The 18,320-nt window shown below is 71.0% G+C and carries 17 protein-coding genes and 1 tRNA gene; 6 read left to right on the top strand and 12 right to left on the bottom strand.

The genetic code is table 11. The annotated features are described in order from the left end of the window. Window positions 1-159: 159 nt before the first annotated feature. Entirely contained in the window at window positions 160-780 is a 621-nt protein-coding gene (locus AOM06_RS01695; protein ID WP_062301793.1) for a hypothetical protein, read from the top strand. Window positions 781-993: 213 nt separating this feature from the next. On the opposite strand, the gene pth is transcribed toward AOM06_RS01695, so the two are convergent. Both pth and AOM06_RS01685 read right to left on the bottom strand, forming a co-directional pair. Next, a complete protein-coding gene (gene pth / locus AOM06_RS01690) occupies window positions 994-1,566 on the bottom strand; it encodes an aminoacyl-tRNA hydrolase (protein WP_062301792.1) in 573 nt (190 codons plus the stop codon). An 83-nt stretch (window positions 1,567-1,649) separates the two neighbouring features. Continuing rightward, complete coding sequence (locus tag AOM06_RS01685) at window positions 1,650-2,243, bottom strand: 50S ribosomal protein L25/general stress protein Ctc (protein ID WP_062301788.1); 594 nt, start codon at window positions 2,241-2,243, stop codon at window positions 1,650-1,652. 175 nt (window positions 2,244-2,418) lie between these two features. On the opposite strand from AOM06_RS01685, the gene AOM06_RS14675 reads away from it, so the two are divergent. Then, the gene (locus AOM06_RS14675; protein ID WP_062301785.1) at window positions 2,419-3,210 is read left to right on the top strand and encodes a DUF1206 domain-containing protein; all 792 of its coding nucleotides are present in this window, start codon (window positions 2,419-2,421) and stop codon (window positions 3,208-3,210) included. A 13-nt stretch (window positions 3,211-3,223) separates the two neighbouring features. Here the strand turns inward: AOM06_RS14675 and AOM06_RS01675 are convergent, their stop codons facing one another. Together AOM06_RS01675 and AOM06_RS01670 are read right to left on the bottom strand one after the other, a co-directional pair. Then, window positions 3,224-4,276: a glycosyltransferase family protein gene (locus AOM06_RS01675; protein ID WP_062301781.1), complete on the bottom strand. Its 1,053-nt coding sequence runs from the start codon at window positions 4,274-4,276 to the stop codon at window positions 3,224-3,226. Next, window positions 4,276-6,771: a sodium-translocating pyrophosphatase gene (locus AOM06_RS01670; RefSeq protein WP_082105227.1), complete on the bottom strand. Its 2,496-nt coding sequence runs from the start codon at window positions 6,769-6,771 to the stop codon at window positions 4,276-4,278. The genes AOM06_RS01675 and AOM06_RS01670 overlap by 1 nt, the downstream gene beginning before the upstream one ends. A 223-nt stretch (window positions 6,772-6,994) precedes the next feature. Here AOM06_RS01670 and AOM06_RS01665 point away from each other — a divergent pair, with 223 nt between their 5' ends. Both AOM06_RS01665 and AOM06_RS01660 read left to right on the top strand, forming a co-directional pair. Then, window positions 6,995-7,534, top strand: coding sequence for a sigma-70 family RNA polymerase sigma factor (locus AOM06_RS01665; protein WP_062301777.1), 540 nt, complete (start codon window positions 6,995-6,997; stop codon window positions 7,532-7,534). Beyond that, entirely contained in the window at window positions 7,531-8,874 is a 1,344-nt protein-coding gene (locus AOM06_RS01660; RefSeq protein ID WP_062301772.1) for a hypothetical protein, read from the top strand. Before AOM06_RS01665 ends, AOM06_RS01660 begins: the two co-directional genes overlap by 4 nt. An 84-nt stretch (window positions 8,875-8,958) precedes the next feature. Here AOM06_RS01660 and AOM06_RS01655 read toward each other — a convergent pair whose 3' ends face one another. From AOM06_RS01655 to AOM06_RS01645, 3 genes are all read right to left on the bottom strand, one after another. Then, window positions 8,959-9,939 (bottom strand): ribose-phosphate diphosphokinase, encoded by a 981-nt coding sequence (locus AOM06_RS01655; RefSeq protein ID WP_062301768.1) that lies wholly within the window; start codon window positions 9,937-9,939, stop codon window positions 8,959-8,961. Next, window positions 9,936-11,522, bottom strand: a complete 1,587-nt coding sequence (gene glmU / locus AOM06_RS01650) for a bifunctional UDP-N-acetylglucosamine diphosphorylase/glucosamine-1-phosphate N-acetyltransferase GlmU (RefSeq protein ID WP_082105226.1) — start codon at window positions 11,520-11,522, stop codon at window positions 9,936-9,938. The genes AOM06_RS01655 and glmU overlap by 4 nt, the downstream gene beginning before the upstream one ends. A gap of 110 nt (window positions 11,523-11,632) precedes the next feature. Continuing rightward, a tRNA-Gln gene (locus tag AOM06_RS01645) sits at window positions 11,633-11,704 on the bottom strand. A gap of 108 nt (window positions 11,705-11,812) precedes the next feature. Here AOM06_RS01645 and AOM06_RS01640 point away from each other — a divergent pair. Together AOM06_RS01640 and mscL are read left to right on the top strand one after the other, a co-directional pair. Beyond that, window positions 11,813-12,409 (top strand): TetR/AcrR family transcriptional regulator, encoded by a 597-nt coding sequence (locus tag AOM06_RS01640; protein WP_062301760.1) that lies wholly within the window; start codon window positions 11,813-11,815, stop codon window positions 12,407-12,409. A 106-nt stretch (window positions 12,410-12,515) separates the two neighbouring features. After that, window positions 12,516-12,911: a large conductance mechanosensitive channel protein MscL gene (mscL, locus tag AOM06_RS01635; RefSeq protein WP_062301758.1), complete on the top strand. Its 396-nt coding sequence runs from the start codon at window positions 12,516-12,518 to the stop codon at window positions 12,909-12,911. A gap of 10 nt (window positions 12,912-12,921) precedes the next feature. Here the strand turns inward: mscL and AOM06_RS01630 are convergent, their stop codons facing one another. The 5 genes from AOM06_RS01630 to metG form a co-directional block, all read right to left on the bottom strand. Beyond that, window positions 12,922-13,854, bottom strand: coding sequence for a 4-(cytidine 5'-diphospho)-2-C-methyl-D-erythritol kinase (locus tag AOM06_RS01630; protein ID WP_062301755.1), 933 nt, complete (start codon window positions 13,852-13,854; stop codon window positions 12,922-12,924). Beyond that, window positions 13,851-14,708 carry a 16S rRNA (adenine(1518)-N(6)/adenine(1519)-N(6))-dimethyltransferase RsmA gene (gene rsmA, locus AOM06_RS01625; protein WP_228372812.1) on the bottom strand — a complete coding sequence of 286 codons (858 nt, stop codon included), beginning with the start codon at window positions 14,706-14,708 and terminating at the stop codon, window positions 13,851-13,853. The genes AOM06_RS01630 and rsmA overlap by 4 nt, the downstream gene beginning before the upstream one ends. A 5-nt stretch (window positions 14,709-14,713) precedes the next feature. Further along, on the bottom strand, window positions 14,714-15,457 hold the full coding sequence (locus AOM06_RS01620) for an aggregation-promoting factor C-terminal-like domain-containing protein (protein ID WP_062301751.1): 744 nt from the start codon (window positions 15,455-15,457) through the stop codon (window positions 14,714-14,716). A 211-nt stretch (window positions 15,458-15,668) separates the two neighbouring features. Next, on the bottom strand, window positions 15,669-16,517 hold the full coding sequence (locus AOM06_RS01615) for a TatD family hydrolase (protein ID WP_062301748.1): 849 nt from the start codon (window positions 16,515-16,517) through the stop codon (window positions 15,669-15,671). Between the two features lie 3 nt (window positions 16,518-16,520). Continuing rightward, window positions 16,521-18,308 (bottom strand): methionine--tRNA ligase, encoded by a 1,788-nt coding sequence (gene metG / locus AOM06_RS01610; RefSeq protein ID WP_062301744.1) that lies wholly within the window; start codon window positions 18,306-18,308, stop codon window positions 16,521-16,523. Window positions 18,309-18,320 lie beyond the last annotated feature (12 nt).

The raw sequence follows: 18,320 nt of genomic DNA, 5'->3' as shown, positions 1-18,320 counted from the left end.
CATCCGGTCGAACGCGCGCACCCCGAGGATTGTTTCGGCGGCACGCGCGGCACGTCACCTCGATAGTAGCCACGGGGGTGGGGGCGGTGTCGAGGAACCTCGAGGCACCGAGGACGATGCGCCCGGCCCGCCGCCGCGCCGCTCACCTAGAGTGGTGGCATGGACAGCGCGGGGCTCGAGCCGATGCTCGCCGAGGACCTGACGCCCGGCGCGGTGCTCGAGCAGCGTCACCTCGACGGCGGCGTGCTGGGCGATGTCGAGGCGGCGGATGTCGAGCTGCTCGAGTGCGTGGTGAGCGACACCCAGGCCGGCGAATGCAGGCTCCCGAACCTCCGGATCACGGGCACCACGGTGATCGGGTCCTCGGTCGCGATGTTCGCGGCGCCCGGCGCGACCGTGGTCGCCGGAAGGCTCGAGGGTGTGCGGATCGGGGCGCTGCTCATGGACGGCGCCGACGTCTCCGTCCATCGGATCGCCTCGTCGCGTATCGACGTGCTGTCGCTGCGCGATGCGAAGGTGCGCAGGCTCGAGATCGTCGACTGCCAGATCGGGCTGCTCGACCTCACGAACGCACGGATCCGCGAGCTCTCGGTCGAGGGCGGCTCCATCGAGGAGCTGGCGCCGTCGCGCGCCGACGTCGAGGGATGCGACGTGTCCGGCACCGAGCTCGGCAGGATCCTCGAGCCGCGCGCCATGCACGGGCTCACGCTCTCCGCCTCCCAGGCGATGACGCTCGGACCGGACCTCGCCGCGCACCTCGGCGCGACCGTGGTCGACTGAGACCGCCGTCACGAAAGTGGTACGTCAGCGTCGCTTCTGAGAGATCGATGCACCCCAGTGGTGGCTCATGGTCGCCTCCCCGCGCCGGGCGACCAAGAGCCACCACTGCGATGGCGAAACCTCGCAGAACCGACCACCATCAACCAATTCGGGGGCGGGAGGGGACGGGACGGGACGAGCCGGGCGAGGCGGGGCGGGATTGCCCGCGGCGGCTCAGCCCTTGGTGTGGAAGCGCATCTGCGCGGCCTCCACGCCGTGCTCGAGGATCGCCTCGACGGCGTCCGCCGCATCGTCCACCAGGAACGGCAGGTCCTTGCGCTCGGCGGCGCTGAACGGCTTGAGCACGAACGTCGCGGCCTCCATGCGGCCCGGCGGGCGGCCGATCCCGACGCGCACCCGGATGTAGTCGGGCGTGCCGAGCGCCTTGGTGACGTCCTTGAGCCCGTTGTGGCCCGCGGAGCCGCCGCCGCGCTTGATCTTCACCGTGCCGAACGGGATGTCGAGCTCGTCATGGACCACGATGACGTCGGTCGGGGCGACCGAGCAGTACTTCATGAGCGAGGACGTGGGGCCGCCGGAGACGTTCATGTAGGACATCGGGACGCCGACCACCACGGGGCGACCGGCGAGGCGGACGGTCGCGTTGCGCGTGTGCGTCTTCTTCTGCACGGACAGCGAGGAGGCGCCGCGGCGCGCGAGCTCGTCGATCACCATCTGGCCGATGTTGTGACGCGTCTCGGCGTACTCCGGCCCGGGGTTGCCCAGGCCGATGACCAGGTTCTCCACGTGTGCTCCCTCTTCTCCCTGTCCCACAGACGACGACGCCCGGCCCGCCCACAGTCGGGCGAGCCGGGCGATCATCGGTGAGATTACTCCGCGGCGGCCTCGGTCGCCTCGGCGGCCTCGGCCTCGTCGGCACCGGCGCCGCGCGGGACGGAGATGGTGACGATGGTGATGTCACCGTCGGTCACGAGCTCGGCGCCCTTCGGGAGGACGACGTCCTTGGCGTGGACGACGGAGCCCTCGGTGAGGCCCTCGATGGAGACCTCGAGCGACTCGGGGAGGTGCGTGGCCTCGGCCGCGACCTGGATCGAGCCGTGCTCGACCACGTGGATGGTGCCGGCGAAGGACTCGCCCACGACGTGCACGGGGACGTCGACGGTGACCTTCTCGCCCTTCTTCACGATGAGGAGGTCGACGTGCTCGATGATGCGGCGCACGGGCTCGGTCTGGACGTCCTTGGCGATGACCATCTCGGACTTGCCGTCGAGGTCGATCGTGAGGAGCGCGTTCGAGTGCTTGAGCGCCATCATCGTGTCGTGGCCCGGGAGCAGGATGTGGACGGGCTCGGTGCCGTGGCCGTAGATGACGGCGGGGATCTTGCCGGCGGCGCGGGCGCGGCGGGCGAAGCCCTTGCCGAACTCGGTGCGCTTCTCTGCGGCGAGCGTGATCTGGTCGGACATGCGGTTCTCCTCTTACGTCAGATGGGGCCAGGGCAAGGCAGGCTGCACGCATCTGCCGCGTCGATCACGGAGAGCCGCGTGGCCTCCCTCGCCGAGGAACCGGATAACTATACCTGGGTCCGGGGACGATGCGCCACACGGGAATGGCGCGGTCGCGCCTCCGGTTGGGGCTGGCATGTCCTCACCCAGCCTCAGCGCCGCCCGCACGGGCCGGAGCGGCGACGCGTGGGAGCGCGCGGCGCGCGCCGGCTACGCGGTCTCGGGGCTGCTTCATGTCGCGCTCGGCGCGGTGATCGTGCGCATCGGGATCGGCGCCGGCGGCGAGGCGGACCAGTCGCGGCTGCTCGCGAGCGTCGGCGACGGCGCGCTCGGACGCGTGCTGCTGGTGGCCGCCGGAGCGGCGCTGCTCGCCCTCGCCGCGTGGCAGGCGGCCGATGCGGTCCGCACCTCGGAGGCGCGCGACCGCGTCAAGGCGGCGGGCAAGGCCGCGGTCTACCTCGCGCTCGCCGCGACGGCCGTGTCGATCGCGCTCGGCTCCGCGGCCCAGGACCAGGACAGCCAGGCGCACGGCATCGCCGGCACGCTCATGGGAGCGCCGGCGGGCCGGATCCTGGTCGGCGCCGTCGGTCTCGGGATCGTCGCCGCCGGGGCCTTCCATGTGGTCAAGGGCGTGACCCGCCGCTTCGAGGAGGAGCTGCGCTCCCCCACACGCCGGGAGGTCGGCCTGGGGATCCGCTGGCTCGGCACCGTCGGCTACGTCGCTAAGGGCCTCGCTCTCGGCGTGGTCGGCGCGCTGTTCACATTCGCCGCGATCGCCGCGGACCCCGACAAGGCGGAGGGCATCGACGGCGCGGTCGAGCGGCTGCGCGACGCCCCGGGTGGGCCCGCCATCGTGATCGCGGTGGGGCTCGGCTTCGCCGCGTACGGGCTCTTCGCGATCGCCCGCACGCGCTACGCGCGGATGTGAACCGGGGCGGGTCTCACGCCTCCGGGAACCATCGGGCGACGGCCGCCGCGAAGCGCTCCTCGAACTCCGTGTCGTCGTGCCGGCTCCGCAGCCAGCCCACGAAGTCGCCGCCCACCAGGCGGTCGAGCTCGGCACGGCACGCTGCCGGCTCGGTGACGGCCCGCACGAGCAGGTCCTCCGCCTCCGCGGCATCGGCGTAGAGGTACGGGTACCCCTCGGGCAGGATCGCGCGGGCCCAGGGCCGGTCGGGCAGCACCCCGATGGCCCCCGCGACCATCGCCTCGACGTACTCGAGGCCGTAGGACTCGTCGCGTGCCGTCGCGAGGAACGCCGTGGTGCGCGCGAGGCGGTAGTAGTAGTCCTCGCGGGTCGCGGTGAGGGGGCCCACCCACGCCCAGTCCTTGCGCGACAGACGGATCGCCCGCTCCGAGATGAGGTGCGACTCCTGGAGGCGCATCTCCACCTGGATGGGCGTGCGCTTGTGCACGCGCTCGACCACGTCGAGGAACAGCTGCGGGTCCTTGCGCTCCGAGAGGCGGATGGCCGGGTAGAGCACCACCGGGACCGCCGGCTCCTCGCGTGGCTGCACGTGGTCGAGCCGGATGCCCAGGTTCGCCCAGTCGATGCGCGCGCGCTCCGCGAGCTGGGGCACCGTGAGCGCGAAGACGATCTCGCGCACCTCCGTGGCGGTCCTCAGCGAGTTCGCGAACGTGGGGAACAGCGCGCACGAGAGCGCGAGGGACGCGCGCTGCACCGGATGCGTGAACTGCGAGGTGTTCCACCAGACGAAGTTCATGATCCGGGGCTCGGCCCCGCCCGCGGCCAGGGTGCGCCACACCGCGGGGGCGTTCACGACGTCCATCGTGATGACCACCGTCTCGCGGGGGTCGATGAGCTCGAGCGGGACCACGTCGAAGCCGTCGGCCCGCTGCGCGCGCGGCCCCACGAGCGAGGCCCCGGGGAACAGCCGTTGGAGGCGGCGCACCAGGGTCGCCCCTGCATCGTGCCCCGCGACACGACCCTCCACGACGGTCACGCCGTCGCAGAGGATCGCGAGCGCGGCCATCAGTCGACCGAGATCTTCGCCTCGGCGCGCGGGGCGACCGGGGCATCGTCCGTGACCGGCGCCTCGTCGTCGCCCTCGAGCGACGCCTTGATGCGCATGCCGTAGAACGAGCGGTGGACGAAGAAGGCGGAGATCACGAAGAACACCGCCGAGAGCGAGTAGACGAGCACGTGGCTGCCCTGCTCGGCGAGGCCCACCGCGAGCTCGACGGCGAGGAGGCCGAAGAGCGTGGTGAACTTGATGACCGGGTTGAGCGCGACGGACGACGTGTCCTTGTAGGGGTCGCCCACGGTGTCGCCGACGATCGTCGCATCATGCAGCGCGGTGCCCTTGGCGTGGAGGTCCACCTCGACGATCTTCTTGGCGTTGTCCCACGCACCACCGGCGTTCGCCATGAAGATCGCCTGGTAGAGGCCGAACAGCGCGATCGAGATGAGGTACCCGATGAACAGGTAGGGCTCGACGAACGCGAGCGACAGCGTCACGAAGAACACCGCGAGGAAGATGTTGAGCATGCCCTGCTGCGCGTACTGCGTGCAGATCTCGACCACCTTGCGCGAGTCCTCGGTGGAAGCCTTGGTCTCGCCGTCGAGCTTGATGGTCTCCTTGATGTACTCGACCGCGCGGTAGGAGCCGGTGGTGACCGCCTGGATCGAGGCGCCCGTGAACCAGTAGATGGTCGCGCCGCCCGCGATGAGGCCCAGCAGGAACGGCGGGTGGATGAGCGAGAGGTTCTCGATGCCGGTGGTGAGGCCGTCGGTGAGCGAGATGATGATCGAGAAGATCATCGTGGTCGCGCCGACCACCGCCGTGCCGATGAGCACCGGCTTCGCGGTCGCCTTGAACGTGTTGCCGGCGCCGTCGTTCTCCTCGAGCATGCGCTTGGCGCTGTCCCAGCGGGGCGCGAAGCCGAAGTCCTGCTCGACCTCGGCGTCGATGCCCTCGATCTCCTCGATGACCGACAGCTCGTAGACGCTCTGCGCGTTGTCCGTGACCGGGCCGTACGAGTCGACCGCGATGGTGACCGGGCCCATGCCGAGGAAGCCGAAGGCGACGAGCCCGAAGGCGAAGACCGCGGGGGCGAGCATGATCTGGTCGAGGCCGAGCCCGGAGATCAGGTACGCCGCGCCCATGAGGGCGACGATGCAGATGCCCAGCCAGTAGCCCGAGAAGTTGCCCGCGACCAGGCCCGACAGGATGTTGAGCGAGGGTCCGCCCTCGCGCGAGCTCTTCACCACCTCGCGCACGTGGCGGCTGTTGGTCGAGGTGAAGACCTTGACGAGCTCGGGGATGAGGGCGCCCGCGAGCGTGCCGCAGCTGATGATGGTCGCGAGCTTCCACCAGAGGCCGTCGCCCAGGTCGGAGATGAGCCACGCGGCGCTCGCGTAGGTCGCGGCGATCGACACCGCGGAGGTGAGCCAGACCAGCGACGTCAGCGGGTGCTCGAAGTTCATGCGGTCGGCCGTGGCGAAGCGGCGACGGACCCACAGGTCGTTGGCGGCGTAGGACAGCACCGAGGCGATGAGCATCACCGCGCGCACCGCGAAGATCCACACGAGCAGCGTCGCCTGGATAGCCGGGTCGTGGACCGCGAGGAGCAGGAAGGTCACCAGCGCGACGCCGGTGACGCCGTACGTCTCGAAGCCGTCCGCCGAGGGGCCCACGGAGTCGCCCGCGTTGTCGCCCGTGCAGTCGGCGATGACGCCGGGGTTGCGGGCGTCGTCCTCCTTGATCTTGAAGGCGATCTTCATGAGGTCGGAGCCGATGTCCGCGATCTTGGTGAAGATGCCGCCCGCGATGCGAAGCGCCGCCGCGCCCAGGGACTCGCCGATGGCGAAGCCGATGAAGCAGGCCCCGGCGATGTCGCGCGGCAGGAAGAGCAGGATCACCAGCATCATGAGCAGCTCGAGGCTGATGAGCACCATGCCGATGCTCATGCCCGCCTTGAGCGGGATGCGGTGCACCGGGAGGGGCTTGCCCTCGAGCGCCGCGAAGGAGGTCCGCGAGTTCGCGTAGGTGTTGACGCGGATGCCGAACCACGCGACGGAGTAGGACCCGGCCATGCCGATGAGGCTGAAGGCGATCACGACCGCGACGCGGCCCCACGAGAACCCGACCAGGACGCCGTAGTAGAGCACGATGACCGCGGCGATGACCGCCCACAGGCCCAGGAGGAACTTGCCCTGCTGGATCAGGTAGGCCTTCGACGTCTCGTAGATGAGCTCCGAGACCTCGCGCATCGAGCGGTGCACGGGGAGGTTGCGCACCTGGCGCAGGACGGCGACCCCGAAGCCCAGCCCGAGCACCGTGACCAGCAGGCCGACGATCAGCAGCGCGGTGCCGGAGATCCCTCCCCCGACGGCGACGCCCGACAGGTCGGGGAGCTCGAGGCTCGCCTCGCCCCCGTCGATGTGGCCGGTGCAGCCGGAGAGGACGAGCACGCCCGCGCCGATCGCGCCGGCTCGGAACAAGGTCGGGTTCCGCCTTTGGAACATTCTTTTACCCCTGGGAGATCACGGTCTTGGGGACCTTCTCGCAGGCTAGGGCCGGCACGCGGCGCGCCGCGAGTGACCAAGGACCCAGGAGCCGCGCGCGACCGCGGCCGGCGCGCGCGGCGCGCCGTCTGGCCCTGCCGCGAGGCGCGTCGCATCGCTGGCAGGATGCGACCCAACCGATCGCGGGGCGGCTCCGTTATCGGGGCATGACTGGGGGATCAAGATGAGCGTGACGTGGCAGCCGATGCTGCACGAGCTGGCCGGGCAACGCATGGGACGCCTCACGGCGTTCGCGACGATGCTCGCCGGGCCGAGCGAGGCCGACGACCTCATCCAGGAGGCCGTGATCGCGGTGTTCTCCCGCCAGCGGCGCTTCGACAGCGTCGCTCAGGCCGAGCAGTACGTGCGCCGCGCGATCGCGACACGCTTCATCGACGCCAAGCGCAAGGAGAAGGCCGATCGCGAGCGGGCCCGCCGCAACGCCCGCCCCGAGGCCGTGCCCGATGCCACCGAGCGCATCGTCGCCGCCCACACCGTGGACGCCGCGCTCGCGCAGCTCCCGCCCCGCGTCCGCGCGTGCGTGGTGCTGCGCTACCTCGAGGACCTCTCCGTCCACGAGACCGCCCACACGTTGGGCCTGTCCGAAGGCGCCGTCAAGCGCTACGTCTCCGACGGCCTCAAGGCCATGAACGCCTACCTGGGCACCGGGTTCAGCGACGTCACCACCGAGACAGCCTCCACCGCAGAGAGGAGCGCACGATGAACGAGCAGCCCGACCTGCGCCACGTGCTCCACCAGCGCCACCACGAGCTCGCCACCTCGATGCGCCACGCCGACGAGTTCGACGAGGCCGTCGCGCTGCGCACCGTCACCGGCAAGCGGCGCGGACGGGCGATCGTGCGCTCCACCACCACCGTCGCGTGCGTCGCCGTGCTCGCCGCCGGAGCCTTCGTGCTGTTGGGTCAGGAGCCGGCCCCGATCGCCCCGGCGGTCCCGGTCACCACGCCGAGCGAGAGCCCCACGCCCACGCCCAGCGCGACCCCGAGCGCGACCCCGTCCCCCGACCCGATCGTCAACGAGGCCCGCAACCCCGACATGAGCGACGAGGAGGCCCTCTACCGCGCCGAGCACCCGGCCACCGGCGAGGTCTGGCTCGATGAACCGGTCGAGGTCGAGCCTCCGGTCGACCTGCCGTGGAATGACGAGGGCATCACCTGGTACCTCGTCGGATCGCGAGGCGACATCGAGATCTACAGCGTCGAGCAGGCGGTATTCATCGGCTGGACGCTCCTCGAGCTCGCACCCGACGGGACGCTCAGCGGCGTCTCGTCGCCGCGGCCCTCGGATCCCATGCCGGAATGGCCGGACGGCGTCCCGGACGCGCAGCCCTACCTCGACGGCGTCGAGGAGAGCGACGTCTACTACGACTCGCTTGCCCTGCCCTCGCGCTGGACGTCGCCCGAGGGCCTCGAGCTCACCCTCGGCTGGGGCGGCGCGCCGGTCAACCTCTACTGGGGCCTCACCAACACCCAGGTAGGGACGGCAGGGAACGCCAGCATCATCAGGCTGGACAACAACATGCTCGGGACCCAGGTGCCGGAAGGGGTCTCCTCGACCACGCTCGGCTACGCGATCCTCGACCCGAACGGTCAGGCGTTCTCTCTCGCCTCCGCCGACCCGCTCGGTACCGAGACGAGCGACGTCACGCTCACCGACGGCACGGTGCTCGGCTCTGAGGACCGCTTCCACGAGCTCTCGGACGGCTCGTGCGCGGCGACGCCAGAATGGACCACCTACGTGCAGGGCACGGCGGACGGCTGGTGGACCGAGATCGGCTCGACCTCGCGCGGCGCCGTCTATGCTCCCACCGCCGACAACACGCTGGCACGTGCGGTGTACGACGAGTGGCTGTCCCGCCATGAGGGAGCGCTCGAGTACTACCAGGAGGAAGGCGGAGACCTGCCCTTCGGCCCGTTCGGTGAGGTGGAACCCACGTTTCAGGACTACCTCGACCTGCCGGCAATCCTCGCGGCACCAGCACCGACCGCCGACGGCTGGTTCGTCGAGATCGACCGTGACCTGTCCATCGTCGCCGGTTGCTGACCCGACCGCACCGCACACGCAGAACGGGGCCCGCGCATCGCGACGATGCGCGGGCCCCGTTCTCGCGTCAGGCGCCGTGGAGGCTCAGACGTGGCCGTCGAACAGCGAGGTGACCGAGCCGTCGTCGAAGACCTCGCGGACCGCGCGCGCGATGAGCGGCGCGATCGACAGGATCGTGAGCTTGTCGAACTGCTTCTCCTCGGAGATGGGCAGCGTGTCGGTGATGACCACCTCGGACACGCCCGACTTCGACAGGCGCTCGACCGCGGGGCCCGACAGTAGGCCGTGGGTCGAGGCGACGATGACGTCCTTGGCGCCGTTCTCGAACAGCGCCTCCGCGGCCTGGACGATGGTGCCGCCGGTGTCGATCATGTCGTCCACCAGCACGCACGTGCGGTCCTTGACCTCGCCGACGAGCTCGTGGACCTTCACCTGGTTGGGCACCGAGGGGTCGCGACGCTTGTGGATGATCGCGAGCGGCGCGCCCAGGTGGTCCGACCATTGGTCGGCGAGGCGCACGCGGCCGGCATCGGGCGACACGATGGTGAGGTTGCCGGGCGAGACGCGGGACTTCACGTAGTCCGCGAGCAGCGGCATGGCCCACAGGTGGTCGACCGGGCCGTCGAAGAAGCCCTGGATCTGGGACGTGTGGAGGTCGACCGACATGACGCGGTCCGCGCCTGCGGTCTTGAAGAGGTCCGCCATGAGGCGAGCGGAGATCGGCTCGCGGCCCTTGTGCTTCTTGTCCTGGCGGGCGTAGCCGTACATGGGGATGATCACGGTGATGCGCTTGGCCGACGCGCGCTTCATCGCGTCGATCATGATGAGCTGCTCCATGATCGCCTCGTTGATGGGCGCCGCGTGGGACTGCAGGACGAAGGCGTCGGCGCCGCGCACCGACTCGCCGAAGCGCACGTAGAGCTCGCCGTTCGCGAACGTGTACGCCGTGGTCGGCAGGAGGTCGATCCCGAGGTGCTCGGCCACCGACTCGGCGAGCTCGGGGTGGGCCCGACCGCTCGCGAGGACGAGTCGGCGCTCGCTCGGGTTCGAGATCACGGCATTCATGCTTCTCCCTTGTGATCGGCGGCCGCGGCCGCCTCGTGCTCGGCGGCGGTGGCCGCTCGCTCCTCCTGTGCCCCGGACGATAGCCCGCGTGCAAGATCCTCATCCTTCGCGGCGCGTGCCGCGGCGGCGGACGGCGTCCCGGGCCGTCGACGCTCCACCCAGCCCTCGACCACGCGCTGCTGCACCGCGTTGAGCGCGAGCGCCCCCGCGGGGACGTCGTGCCGGATGGTCGCTCCGGCGCCGGTGTACGCGCCGTCCCCGATCTCGACGGGCGCGATCAGGGTGTTGTCGGAGCCGATGCGCACGTGGTCGCCCACGCGCGAGCTCGACTTCGCGACGCCGTCGTAGTTGACGAAGATGGTGCCCGCTCCGACGTTGGAGTGCTCGCCCACGGTGGCGTCGCCGACGTAGCTGAGGTGCGGCACCTTCGAATGGGCGCCGATGCTCGCGTTCTTGGTCTCGACGAAGGCGCCGATCTTGCCCTTCTCCCCCAGCACGGTGCCCGGGCGCAGGTAGGTGAAGGGGCCCACCGTCGCGCGGGGGCCGATGACCGCGCTCGAGCCGTGCACGCGGGTCACGGTCGCCCCGTCGCCCACCACCACATCGGTCAGCGTCGAGTCCGGGCCGACGGTCGCATGCGCGCCGATGCGCGTCGCGCCGTGGAGCTGGGTGCCGGGCAGCAGGGTCGCGTCGGCCTCGAGGGTGACGTCGACATCGATCCAGGTGGTCGCGGGATCCACGACGGTGACACCGGCGCGCATCCACGACTCGACGATGCGGCGGTTGAGCGCCGCGCCCGCCGAGGCGAGCTGGACGCGGTCGTTGACTCCCTCGACCGCCGAGGCCTCCGGGGCGACCATGGCACCGACGCGGCCGCCGGCCTCGCGGGCCAGGGCGAGCACGTCGGTGAGGTACAGCTCGCCCTGCGCGTTGTCGGTGGTGAGCCGCGCGAGGGCCTCGCGGAGATGCGTCGCGTCGAAGACGTAGATGCCAGCGTTGATCTCGCCGATGAGGCGCTCGGCATCGGACGCGTCCTTGTGCTCGACGATCCGCAGCACAGCGCCGTCCTCGGCACGGACGATGCGCCCGTAGCCGGTCGCGTCGGGCACCTGCGCGGTGAGGACCGTGACCGCGTTGCCCTGACGCTCATGGGTCTCGACGAGCGAGCCGAGCAGCGCCCCGTCGACGAGCGGGACGTCGCCGCTGGTCACCACGATCGCGCCGTGCACCTGGTTGTCGAGGTGCGCCTGGTCGGCGCCGCCGGCGGCGACCGCCGCGGCGATGGTGGTGGCGTCGAGCGTCGAGAGCCCGCAGCGCACCGCGCTCCCGGTGCCCGGGACATCGTCCTGGTCCGCGATGAGCGCATCGGGCGCGACCTCGGCCACCTGTGCGGCGACGGCCTGACGCTCGTGGCGCACCACCACGACGGTGCGGCCGGGGTTCAGCTCGGCGGCGGCGGTCAGCGCATGCGCGACGAGCGTGCGGCCCGCGATCCGGTGAAGGACCTTCGGCGTGGCCGATCGCATCCGCGTGCCAGCACCTGCGGCCAGGATCATCACGGCTGCGGGTGGAGTCGGGGACACACGATCTCCTCACGTGGCGCACCCTTGCAGGGGCATGAAGGCTGGACTCGGCAAGTCTAACGTTCGGTGAACACCGCGCAGGCCGCACAGGGTCCCGGTCGCGATCGCGGCTCCGCCCAGAGGATTCGAACCTCTACCGCAGGGCTCCAAAGGCCCGCATGCTGCCATTACACCAGGGCGGAACTGGTGCGACATGCGCAAGGCTCGCCGCACCCGGGCGTCAAGTCTGCCAGGATTCACGGCACACTTGAGCCGTGACCCTCGAACCGCGCCGCGCCCCCCGCTCCCGCATGACCGCGCGCGAGCGCCGCGAGCAGCTCCTCACCGTGGGACGTGCGCTGTTCGCGGAGAAGGGCTTCGAGGGCACCTCGGTCGAGGAGATCGCCTCGCGCGCCGACGTCTCGAAGCCCGTGGTCTACGAGCACTTCGGCGGCAAGGAGGGCATGTACGCCGTCATCGTCGACCGCGAGGTCGAGGCGCTCCTGGGGGCGCTCACGGGCGCTCTCGCGCAGAAGGCTCACCCCCGCCAGCTGGTCGAGCGCGCGGCGCTCGCGCTGCTCGGCTACATCGAGGACTCCCCCGACGGCTTCCGCATCCTCGCGCGCGACTCGCCCGTCGCGCAGGCCTCCGGCACCTTCTCCTCGCTGCTCGGCGACGTCTCCGCGCAGGTCGAGGGCCTGCTCGCGGACCAGTTCCGCAAGCGTGGGCTCGACCCCGTGGTCGCCCCCTTCTACTCGCAGATGCTCGTGGGCATGGTCGCGCTCACCGGTCAGCACTGGGCGGAGGTGCGAGAGCCGTCGAAGCAGGTGGTCGCCGCGCACCTGGTCAACCTCGCGTGGAACGGGCTGTCCTCGATCGAGCGCCGGCCCGACCTCCCCTCGAGCTGAGCCGATCCCGCATCGTCCCTGGGAATGCGGGGACGACGCCCGGCGTCGTAGGGTGCGGAACAGGACGCCCGCCGGGCGTCCCCAGCATCTCCGGGGAGGGACCGCCATGCTCAAGGGCTTCAAGGACTTCATCATGCGGGGCAACGTCGTCGACCTCGCGGTCGCCGTGGTCATCGGCGCGGCCTTCGGCTCGTTGGTGACGTCGGTCGTCGACGGTCTGATCAACCCGCTCATCGCCGCGATCTTCGGCGCGCACGACATCAGCGGGGTGATGGCGTTCACCATCAACAACTCGACGTTCAGCATCGGCCTCATCCTGCAGGCGCTCATCAACTTCCTTGCCGTGGCCGCCGCGGTCTACTTCCTCATCGTCACGCCGCTCAACAAGCTGGCGGAGATGCGCAGGAAGGACGAGCCCGCGCCCGACGAGCCCGTCGCCCCCACCGAGATCGCGCTGCTCACCGAGATCCGCGACGCGCTGCGCGAGAAGCCGTCCGCCTGAGCGGACGCCCCTAGTCCTGGATCAGCACGGTCCCCGAGGCGGGTCCGGACGCCGTCACCACCGCATCGGCCAGGCGGGAGGCGCGCAGATGCGCGGCGATGGTGAGCGCGTGCTGGCGCGAGCGCGCGAGCACCGCGACGGTCGGGCCCGAGCCGGACACGATCGCGCCGCAGGCGTCGGCACCATCGGCGACGTCGAGCACGTCGGACAGGCGCGGCATCAGCGAGATCGCCGGCCCCTCGAGGTCGTTGGTGAGGCAGCGCCCCAGCTCGACCGCGTCACCGGCCATGAGCGCCGCCATGACCTCGCGATCCACCTCGAACTCCGACCACACCTGCTCGCGCACGGCGATGCGGCGGTCGAGCTCCGCGAACACGGTGGGCGTGGACAGGCCCGTGGTCTGCGTCGCGAGCACCCAGTGGAACTCGCCGTGGGACATCGCGGGCGTGAGCTCGTCGCCCCGGCCGAGCCCCACAGCGGTGTGGCCGTGGAGGCTGAACGGCACGTCGGCGCCGAGCTGCGCGCCGAGGGCGGCGAGCTCGCTGCGCGTCGCCCCCGTGTCCCACGCCTCCGCGCACGCGACCAGCGCGGCCGCGGCGTCCGCGGACCCGCCGGCCATGCCTCCCGCGACGGGCACGCCCTTGATCACGTGCAGGTCGATCCCATCGCCGATGCCGTAGTGCCGCGCGAGCAGGTCCGCCGCGCGCCACGCGAGGTTCGACTCGTCGAGCGGCACCCCGCTGACATCGACCGGGGCCCCCGCCGCGACGTCCACGGTGATGCGGATCTCGCCGTCGTCGCGAGGCGTCGCCTCGACCACCTCCCACAGGTCCAGCGCCTGGAAGACGGTGACAAGGGGGTGGTAGCCGTCCTCGCGGGGAGGCCCCACGGTGAGCTGAAGGTTCACCTTCGCGGGCGCCTTCGCACGGACGGTACGGGTCATGCCCCCACTGTGCCAGAGCGAAGCGCTTCGGCGATGCGGGAGAAGTCCTCCACGGTGAGCTGCTCGCCGCGCGTCAACGGCTCGATGCCGGCGGCCCTGAGCGCGTCCTCGGCCGCGGCGGCGGAGCCCGCGATGCCGGACAGCGCGCCGCGCAGCGCCTTGCGTCGCTGCGAGAACGCCGCGTCGATCACGGCGAACACGTCCTCGCGCGTCGCGGTCGTGGTCGGCGGCTCGCGCCGCTCCATCAGCACCAGCCGGCTGTCGACGCGCGGCACGGGCCAGAACACGGCACGCCCGACGTCGCCCGCGGTGCGCACGGCGCAGTACCAGGCGGCCTTGGCGGACGGCACGCCGTACGTGCGCGAGCCGGGCGGCGCCGCGAGCCTGTCCGCGACCTCGGCCTGCACCATCACGAGCACGCGCTCGAGGCTGGGGAAGATCTCGAGGAAGTGCAGGATCACCGGCACGGAGACGTTGTAGGGCAGGTTGGCGACCAGCGCGCGCGGCGCTGACGGGAGCGCCTCGACCTTGAGCGCGTCCTGGTGGATCACGTCGAAGCGGGACGCCGCCTCCGGGGCGCGCTCCGCGACGGTCGCGGGGAGGGCACCGGCGAGCACCGGGTCGATCTCGACCGCGGTGACGTCAGCGCCGGTCTCGAGGAGCGCGAGGGTGAGCGAGCCCAGGCCGGGCCCGACCTCGACCACGCGGTCGCCTTCACCGACGCCCGACAGGCGCGCGATGCGCCGCACGGTGCCGGCGTCGACCACGAAGTTCTGACCCCACTTCTTGTGCGGGGCGGTGTCGAGCGACTGGGCCAGGAGCCGGATGTCGGTGGGACCCAGGAGGTTCGCCACCGGGCTCAGTACCAGCCCTTCGACTGCGAGTGGCCCCACGCGCCGCACGGCGTGCCGTAGCGGCCCTTGATGTAGCCGAGGCCCCAGCGGATCTGCGTAGCCGGGTTGGTCGCCCAGTCGGCCCCGGCGCTCGCCATCTTCGAGCCCGGGAGGGCCTGCGGGATGCCGTGCGCACCGGAGTACGGGTTGTGGGCGTTGGGGTTCCAGCCCGACTCGCGAGCCCACAGCGCGTCGAGGCACGACCACTGGTCGCCCGACCAGCCGTAGATGTCGGCGGCCATCTGCTGGCCCAGCGCACGCGCGGTGCCGGGCGAGACGTTCGAGGTGGCGGGGACCGAGGTGCTCGCGACCTCTTCCTCCTCCTTGGTGCCGACCGCGATGACCTCGTCGGTGGGCTGGGAGACGGTGAGCTTGAGCGACTCGACGCGAGAGACCTCGACGCCGTCGACGTAGGTGACGTCGTAGGTGATGACCTGCTCGCCGGGCTCGCCCTCGGTCACGACCTCCTCGACACCCTTCTCGAGGTCGGGGTCCTCCTCCTTGACGGAGTCGGGCTTGATGGCGACGGACTTGGTCTCGGTGGTCACGACGGGAGCGTCGTCGACCTGCGTCTCGATCTCCGGCAGGGCCGCGAGATCGGCCTGGACGGTGGTGCGGCTCGGCGCGTCGAACGCCGGGGTGGCGGCGGCTGCGAACGAGCCGATGGCGAACGAGCCGAGCGCGACGGCGGTGCCGACCTGGGTCAGCACGCGGGTTCGCGCACCGCGCCGGGTGCGCCGCTCGCGGCGGCCTCCCGGCAGGGGGTTGGAACGTCGGTAGCTCACGTGGTCCTCTCGTCTTGCGGACCGATGCCTGGGGGGCGAGGCCGCGCTGTCTGACGCCTTTTATCTCATATTGATAACGGCGTCGTCCAACCCCGCTTGAGACCAACGTCCTGTGACATGCGTCACACCCCGGCGACTACCAGGGACCATAGATCTTTTCCGACGTTGTAGAGATCGCCGCGCAGGCCACCGCCAGGTCGATGTCGAGGACGGTCGCGACGGTCCGCATCGTCAGCGGCACCAGATACGGGGCGTTGGGAGCGCCACGGTGCGGGTGCGGGGTGAGGAACGGCGCGTCAGTCTCGACCATCACCCTGTCGAGCGGCGTGACCGCGAGCGCCGCGCGCAGCCCCTCGGCGTTCTTGAACGTCACGGTGCCCGCGAAGGACAGGTAGTACCCGCGGTCGACGCACAGCCGCGCCATGCCGGCGTCCCCCGAGTAGCAATGGAACACCGTGCGCTCGGGAGCGCCGTCGCGCTCGAGCACCTCGAGCACCTCGGCGTGCGCATCGCGGTCATGGATCTGCATCGGCAGGTCCAGCTCCTTGGCCAGCGCGATGTGGTCGCGGAACGAGCGGACCTGCGCCGCGCGCCCCTCCTCCCCCGTGCGGGAGAAGTCGAGGCCCGTCTCGCCGATCGCGCGGATCCGTCCGCGGCGGGCGAGCGACGCGATCTCCGCGAACGCGTCCTCGTAGGAGATCCCGCTCTCGTGCTCGCCGGAGGCGTGCAGGGGCGCCTCGTTGGGGTGGAGCGCCACGGCGCCGAGCATCGACGGGTGGCGCTCGACGGCGTCGGCGGTCCACCGCGCCGAGGCGAGCTCGCAGCCGACCTGGACGATGCGGTCCACCCCGACGGCGGCCGCGTCCGCGAGGCGCTGCTCGACCGTGAGCTCGGGCTCCCCCGCGGGGAACTCGAGGTGGCAGTGGTTGTCCACCACCGGGACGGGCAGCGCCTCAGGCGCGGGGGGCCAGGCTCCCGGACGCATCGTCTACTCGTCCGCCATCCGCTCGAGCTCCGCCTCGACCATCTCGTCGTCGAGCTTCTGGAAGATCGGGGACGGCGCGGGGACCGCGGTGCCGGCGACGAGGTCGCTGCGGCCCCAGCCGGTCACCGACGAGTAGTCGCCCTGGATGACCGGGTAGCTGCGGTCCGCGAGGTCGAGGTCCTGGACCTCGTTCATCTGCGGCATGGGCGCGAGCACCCCGGTGCCGCCGAGCGCCTCGTGGACCTTCTGCGCGCTGTGCGGCAGGAACGGCGACATCATGGTGTTCGCGTCCGACACCAGCTGCGCCGCGACCGCGAGCACGGTGCGCATGCGCTCCGGGTCCTCGTTCTTGAGCTTCCACGGCGCCGTGTCCGCGAGGTACTTGTTCGCGTCGCCGATCACGCGCATCGTCTCGCTGATGGCCGCGCGCTGGCGCTGGGTGCGGATGTGGTCGCCGACCGTGCCGAACGCCGCCTCCGAGGCCGCGAGCGCGGCGCGGTCGATGTCCTGGAGATCGCCCAGCGCGGGGATCTCACCGACGTTCTTGTGCAGCAGAGACGCGGTGCGGTTGACCAGGTTGCCCCAGCCCGCGACGAGCTCGTCGTTGTTGCGGCGCTTGAACTCCGACCACGTGAAGTCGGCGTCGGAGGTCTCCGGCCCGGCCACCGCGATGAAGTAGCGCAGCGCGTCGGGCTGGTAGCGGGAGAGCATGTCGCGCACGTAGATGACGTGGCCGCGGGACGAGGAGAACTTGGCGGACTCCATCGTGAGGAACTCGCTCGAGACCACCTCGGTGGGCAGCTGGAGGTCGCCGAACTCGCTCAGCTCTCCCCCGCGCGCGCCGCGACCGTTGGCGGCGATGAGCTCGCCCGGCCAGATCTGCGAGTGGAAGGTGATGTTGTCCTTGCCCATGAAGTAGTAGGACAGCGCCTCGGGGTTGTTCCACCACTGGCGCCATGCGTCGGCGTCGCCCGTGCGGCGGGCCCACTCGATCGAGGCGCTGAGGTAGCCGATGACCGCGTCGAACCACACGTAGAGCCGCTTGTTGGGGTTGTCCGACCAGCCGTCGAGCGGGACGGGGATGCCCCAGTCGATGTCGCGCGTCATGGCGCGCGGACGCACGTCCACCAGCAGGTTGCGCGAGAAGTTGAGCACGTTGGGGCGCCAGCCGTGGCGCGCGCCCAGCCAGTCGGTGAGCGGCTGCACCAGCGAGGGCAGGTCGAGGAAGAAGTGCTCGGTCTCGATGAACTTGGGAGTCTCGCCGTTGATGCGGCTCACCGGGTTCTTGAGGTCGATCGCATCGAGCTGGTTGCCGCAGCTGTCGCACTGGTCGCCGCGCGCGCCGTCCGAGCCGCAGATGGGGCACGTGCCCTCGATGTAGCGGTCGGGCAGCGTGCGGCCGGTCGACGGGGAGATCGCGCCGCGCGTGGTCTCCGAGATCATGTAGCCGTTCTTGTGCACGGCCTTGAACATCGCCTGCGCCACCGCGTAGTGGTTGCCGGTGGTGGTGCGCGTGAAGAGGTCGTAGCTGAGGCCCAGCTGCGTGAGGTCCTCGACGATGACCCGGTTGTAGCGGTCCGCAAGCTCCTGGGGGCTCACGCCCTCGCCCTCGGCCTGCACCAGGATGGGCGTGCCGTGCTCGTCCGTGCCCGAGACCATCAGGACGTCGTGACCCGCGAGGCGCATGTAGCGGCTGAAGACGTCCGAGGGGACGCCGAACCCGGCGACGTGACCGATGTGACGAGGGCCGTTGGCATACGGCCAGGCGACCGCGGACAGGATGCGTGACATGGCGTCCATCCT

Source organism: Demequina subtropica (assembly GCF_000971235.1).
GTDB classification, from domain to species: Bacteria; Actinomycetota; Actinomycetes; order Actinomycetales; family Demequinaceae; genus Demequina; species Demequina subtropica.
The sequence above is the reverse complement of the archived record's forward strand: the minus strand, read 5'-3'. Positions and strand labels throughout refer to the sequence as shown.

Coding starts and splice junctions, on each gene's coding strand:
- AOM06_RS01630 (WP_062301755.1), bottom strand. CDS start 13,854: ATGACCCGTACCGTCCGTGCGAAGGCGCCCGCGAAGGTGAACCTTCAG.
- AOM06_RS01660 (WP_062301772.1), top strand. CDS start 7,531: ATGAACGAGCAGCCCGACCTGCGCCACGTGCTCCACCAGCGCCACCAC.
- AOM06_RS01685 (WP_062301788.1), bottom strand. CDS start 2,243: ATGTCCGACCAGATCACGCTCGCCGCAGAGAAGCGCACCGAGTTCGGC.
- AOM06_RS01670 (WP_082105227.1), bottom strand. CDS start 6,771: ATGTTCCAAAGGCGGAACCCGACCTTGTTCCGAGCCGGCGCGATCGGC.
- AOM06_RS01665 (WP_062301777.1), top strand. CDS start 6,995: ATGAGCGTGACGTGGCAGCCGATGCTGCACGAGCTGGCCGGGCAACGC.
- AOM06_RS01675 (WP_062301781.1), bottom strand. CDS start 4,276: ATGGCCGCGCTCGCGATCCTCTGCGACGGCGTGACCGTCGTGGAGGGT.
- AOM06_RS14675 (WP_062301785.1), top strand. CDS start 2,419: ATGTCCTCACCCAGCCTCAGCGCCGCCCGCACGGGCCGGAGCGGCGAC.
- AOM06_RS01615 (WP_062301748.1), bottom strand. CDS start 16,517: ATGCGTCCGGGAGCCTGGCCCCCCGCGCCTGAGGCGCTGCCCGTCCCG.
- AOM06_RS01695 (WP_062301793.1), top strand. CDS start 160: ATGGACAGCGCGGGGCTCGAGCCGATGCTCGCCGAGGACCTGACGCCC.
- metG (WP_062301744.1), bottom strand. CDS start 18,308: ATGTCACGCATCCTGTCCGCGGTCGCCTGGCCGTATGCCAACGGCCCT.
- AOM06_RS01655 (WP_062301768.1), bottom strand. CDS start 9,939: ATGAATGCCGTGATCTCGAACCCGAGCGAGCGCCGACTCGTCCTCGCG.
- AOM06_RS01640 (WP_062301760.1), top strand. CDS start 11,813: ATGACCGCGCGCGAGCGCCGCGAGCAGCTCCTCACCGTGGGACGTGCG.
- mscL (WP_062301758.1), top strand. CDS start 12,516: ATGCTCAAGGGCTTCAAGGACTTCATCATGCGGGGCAACGTCGTCGAC.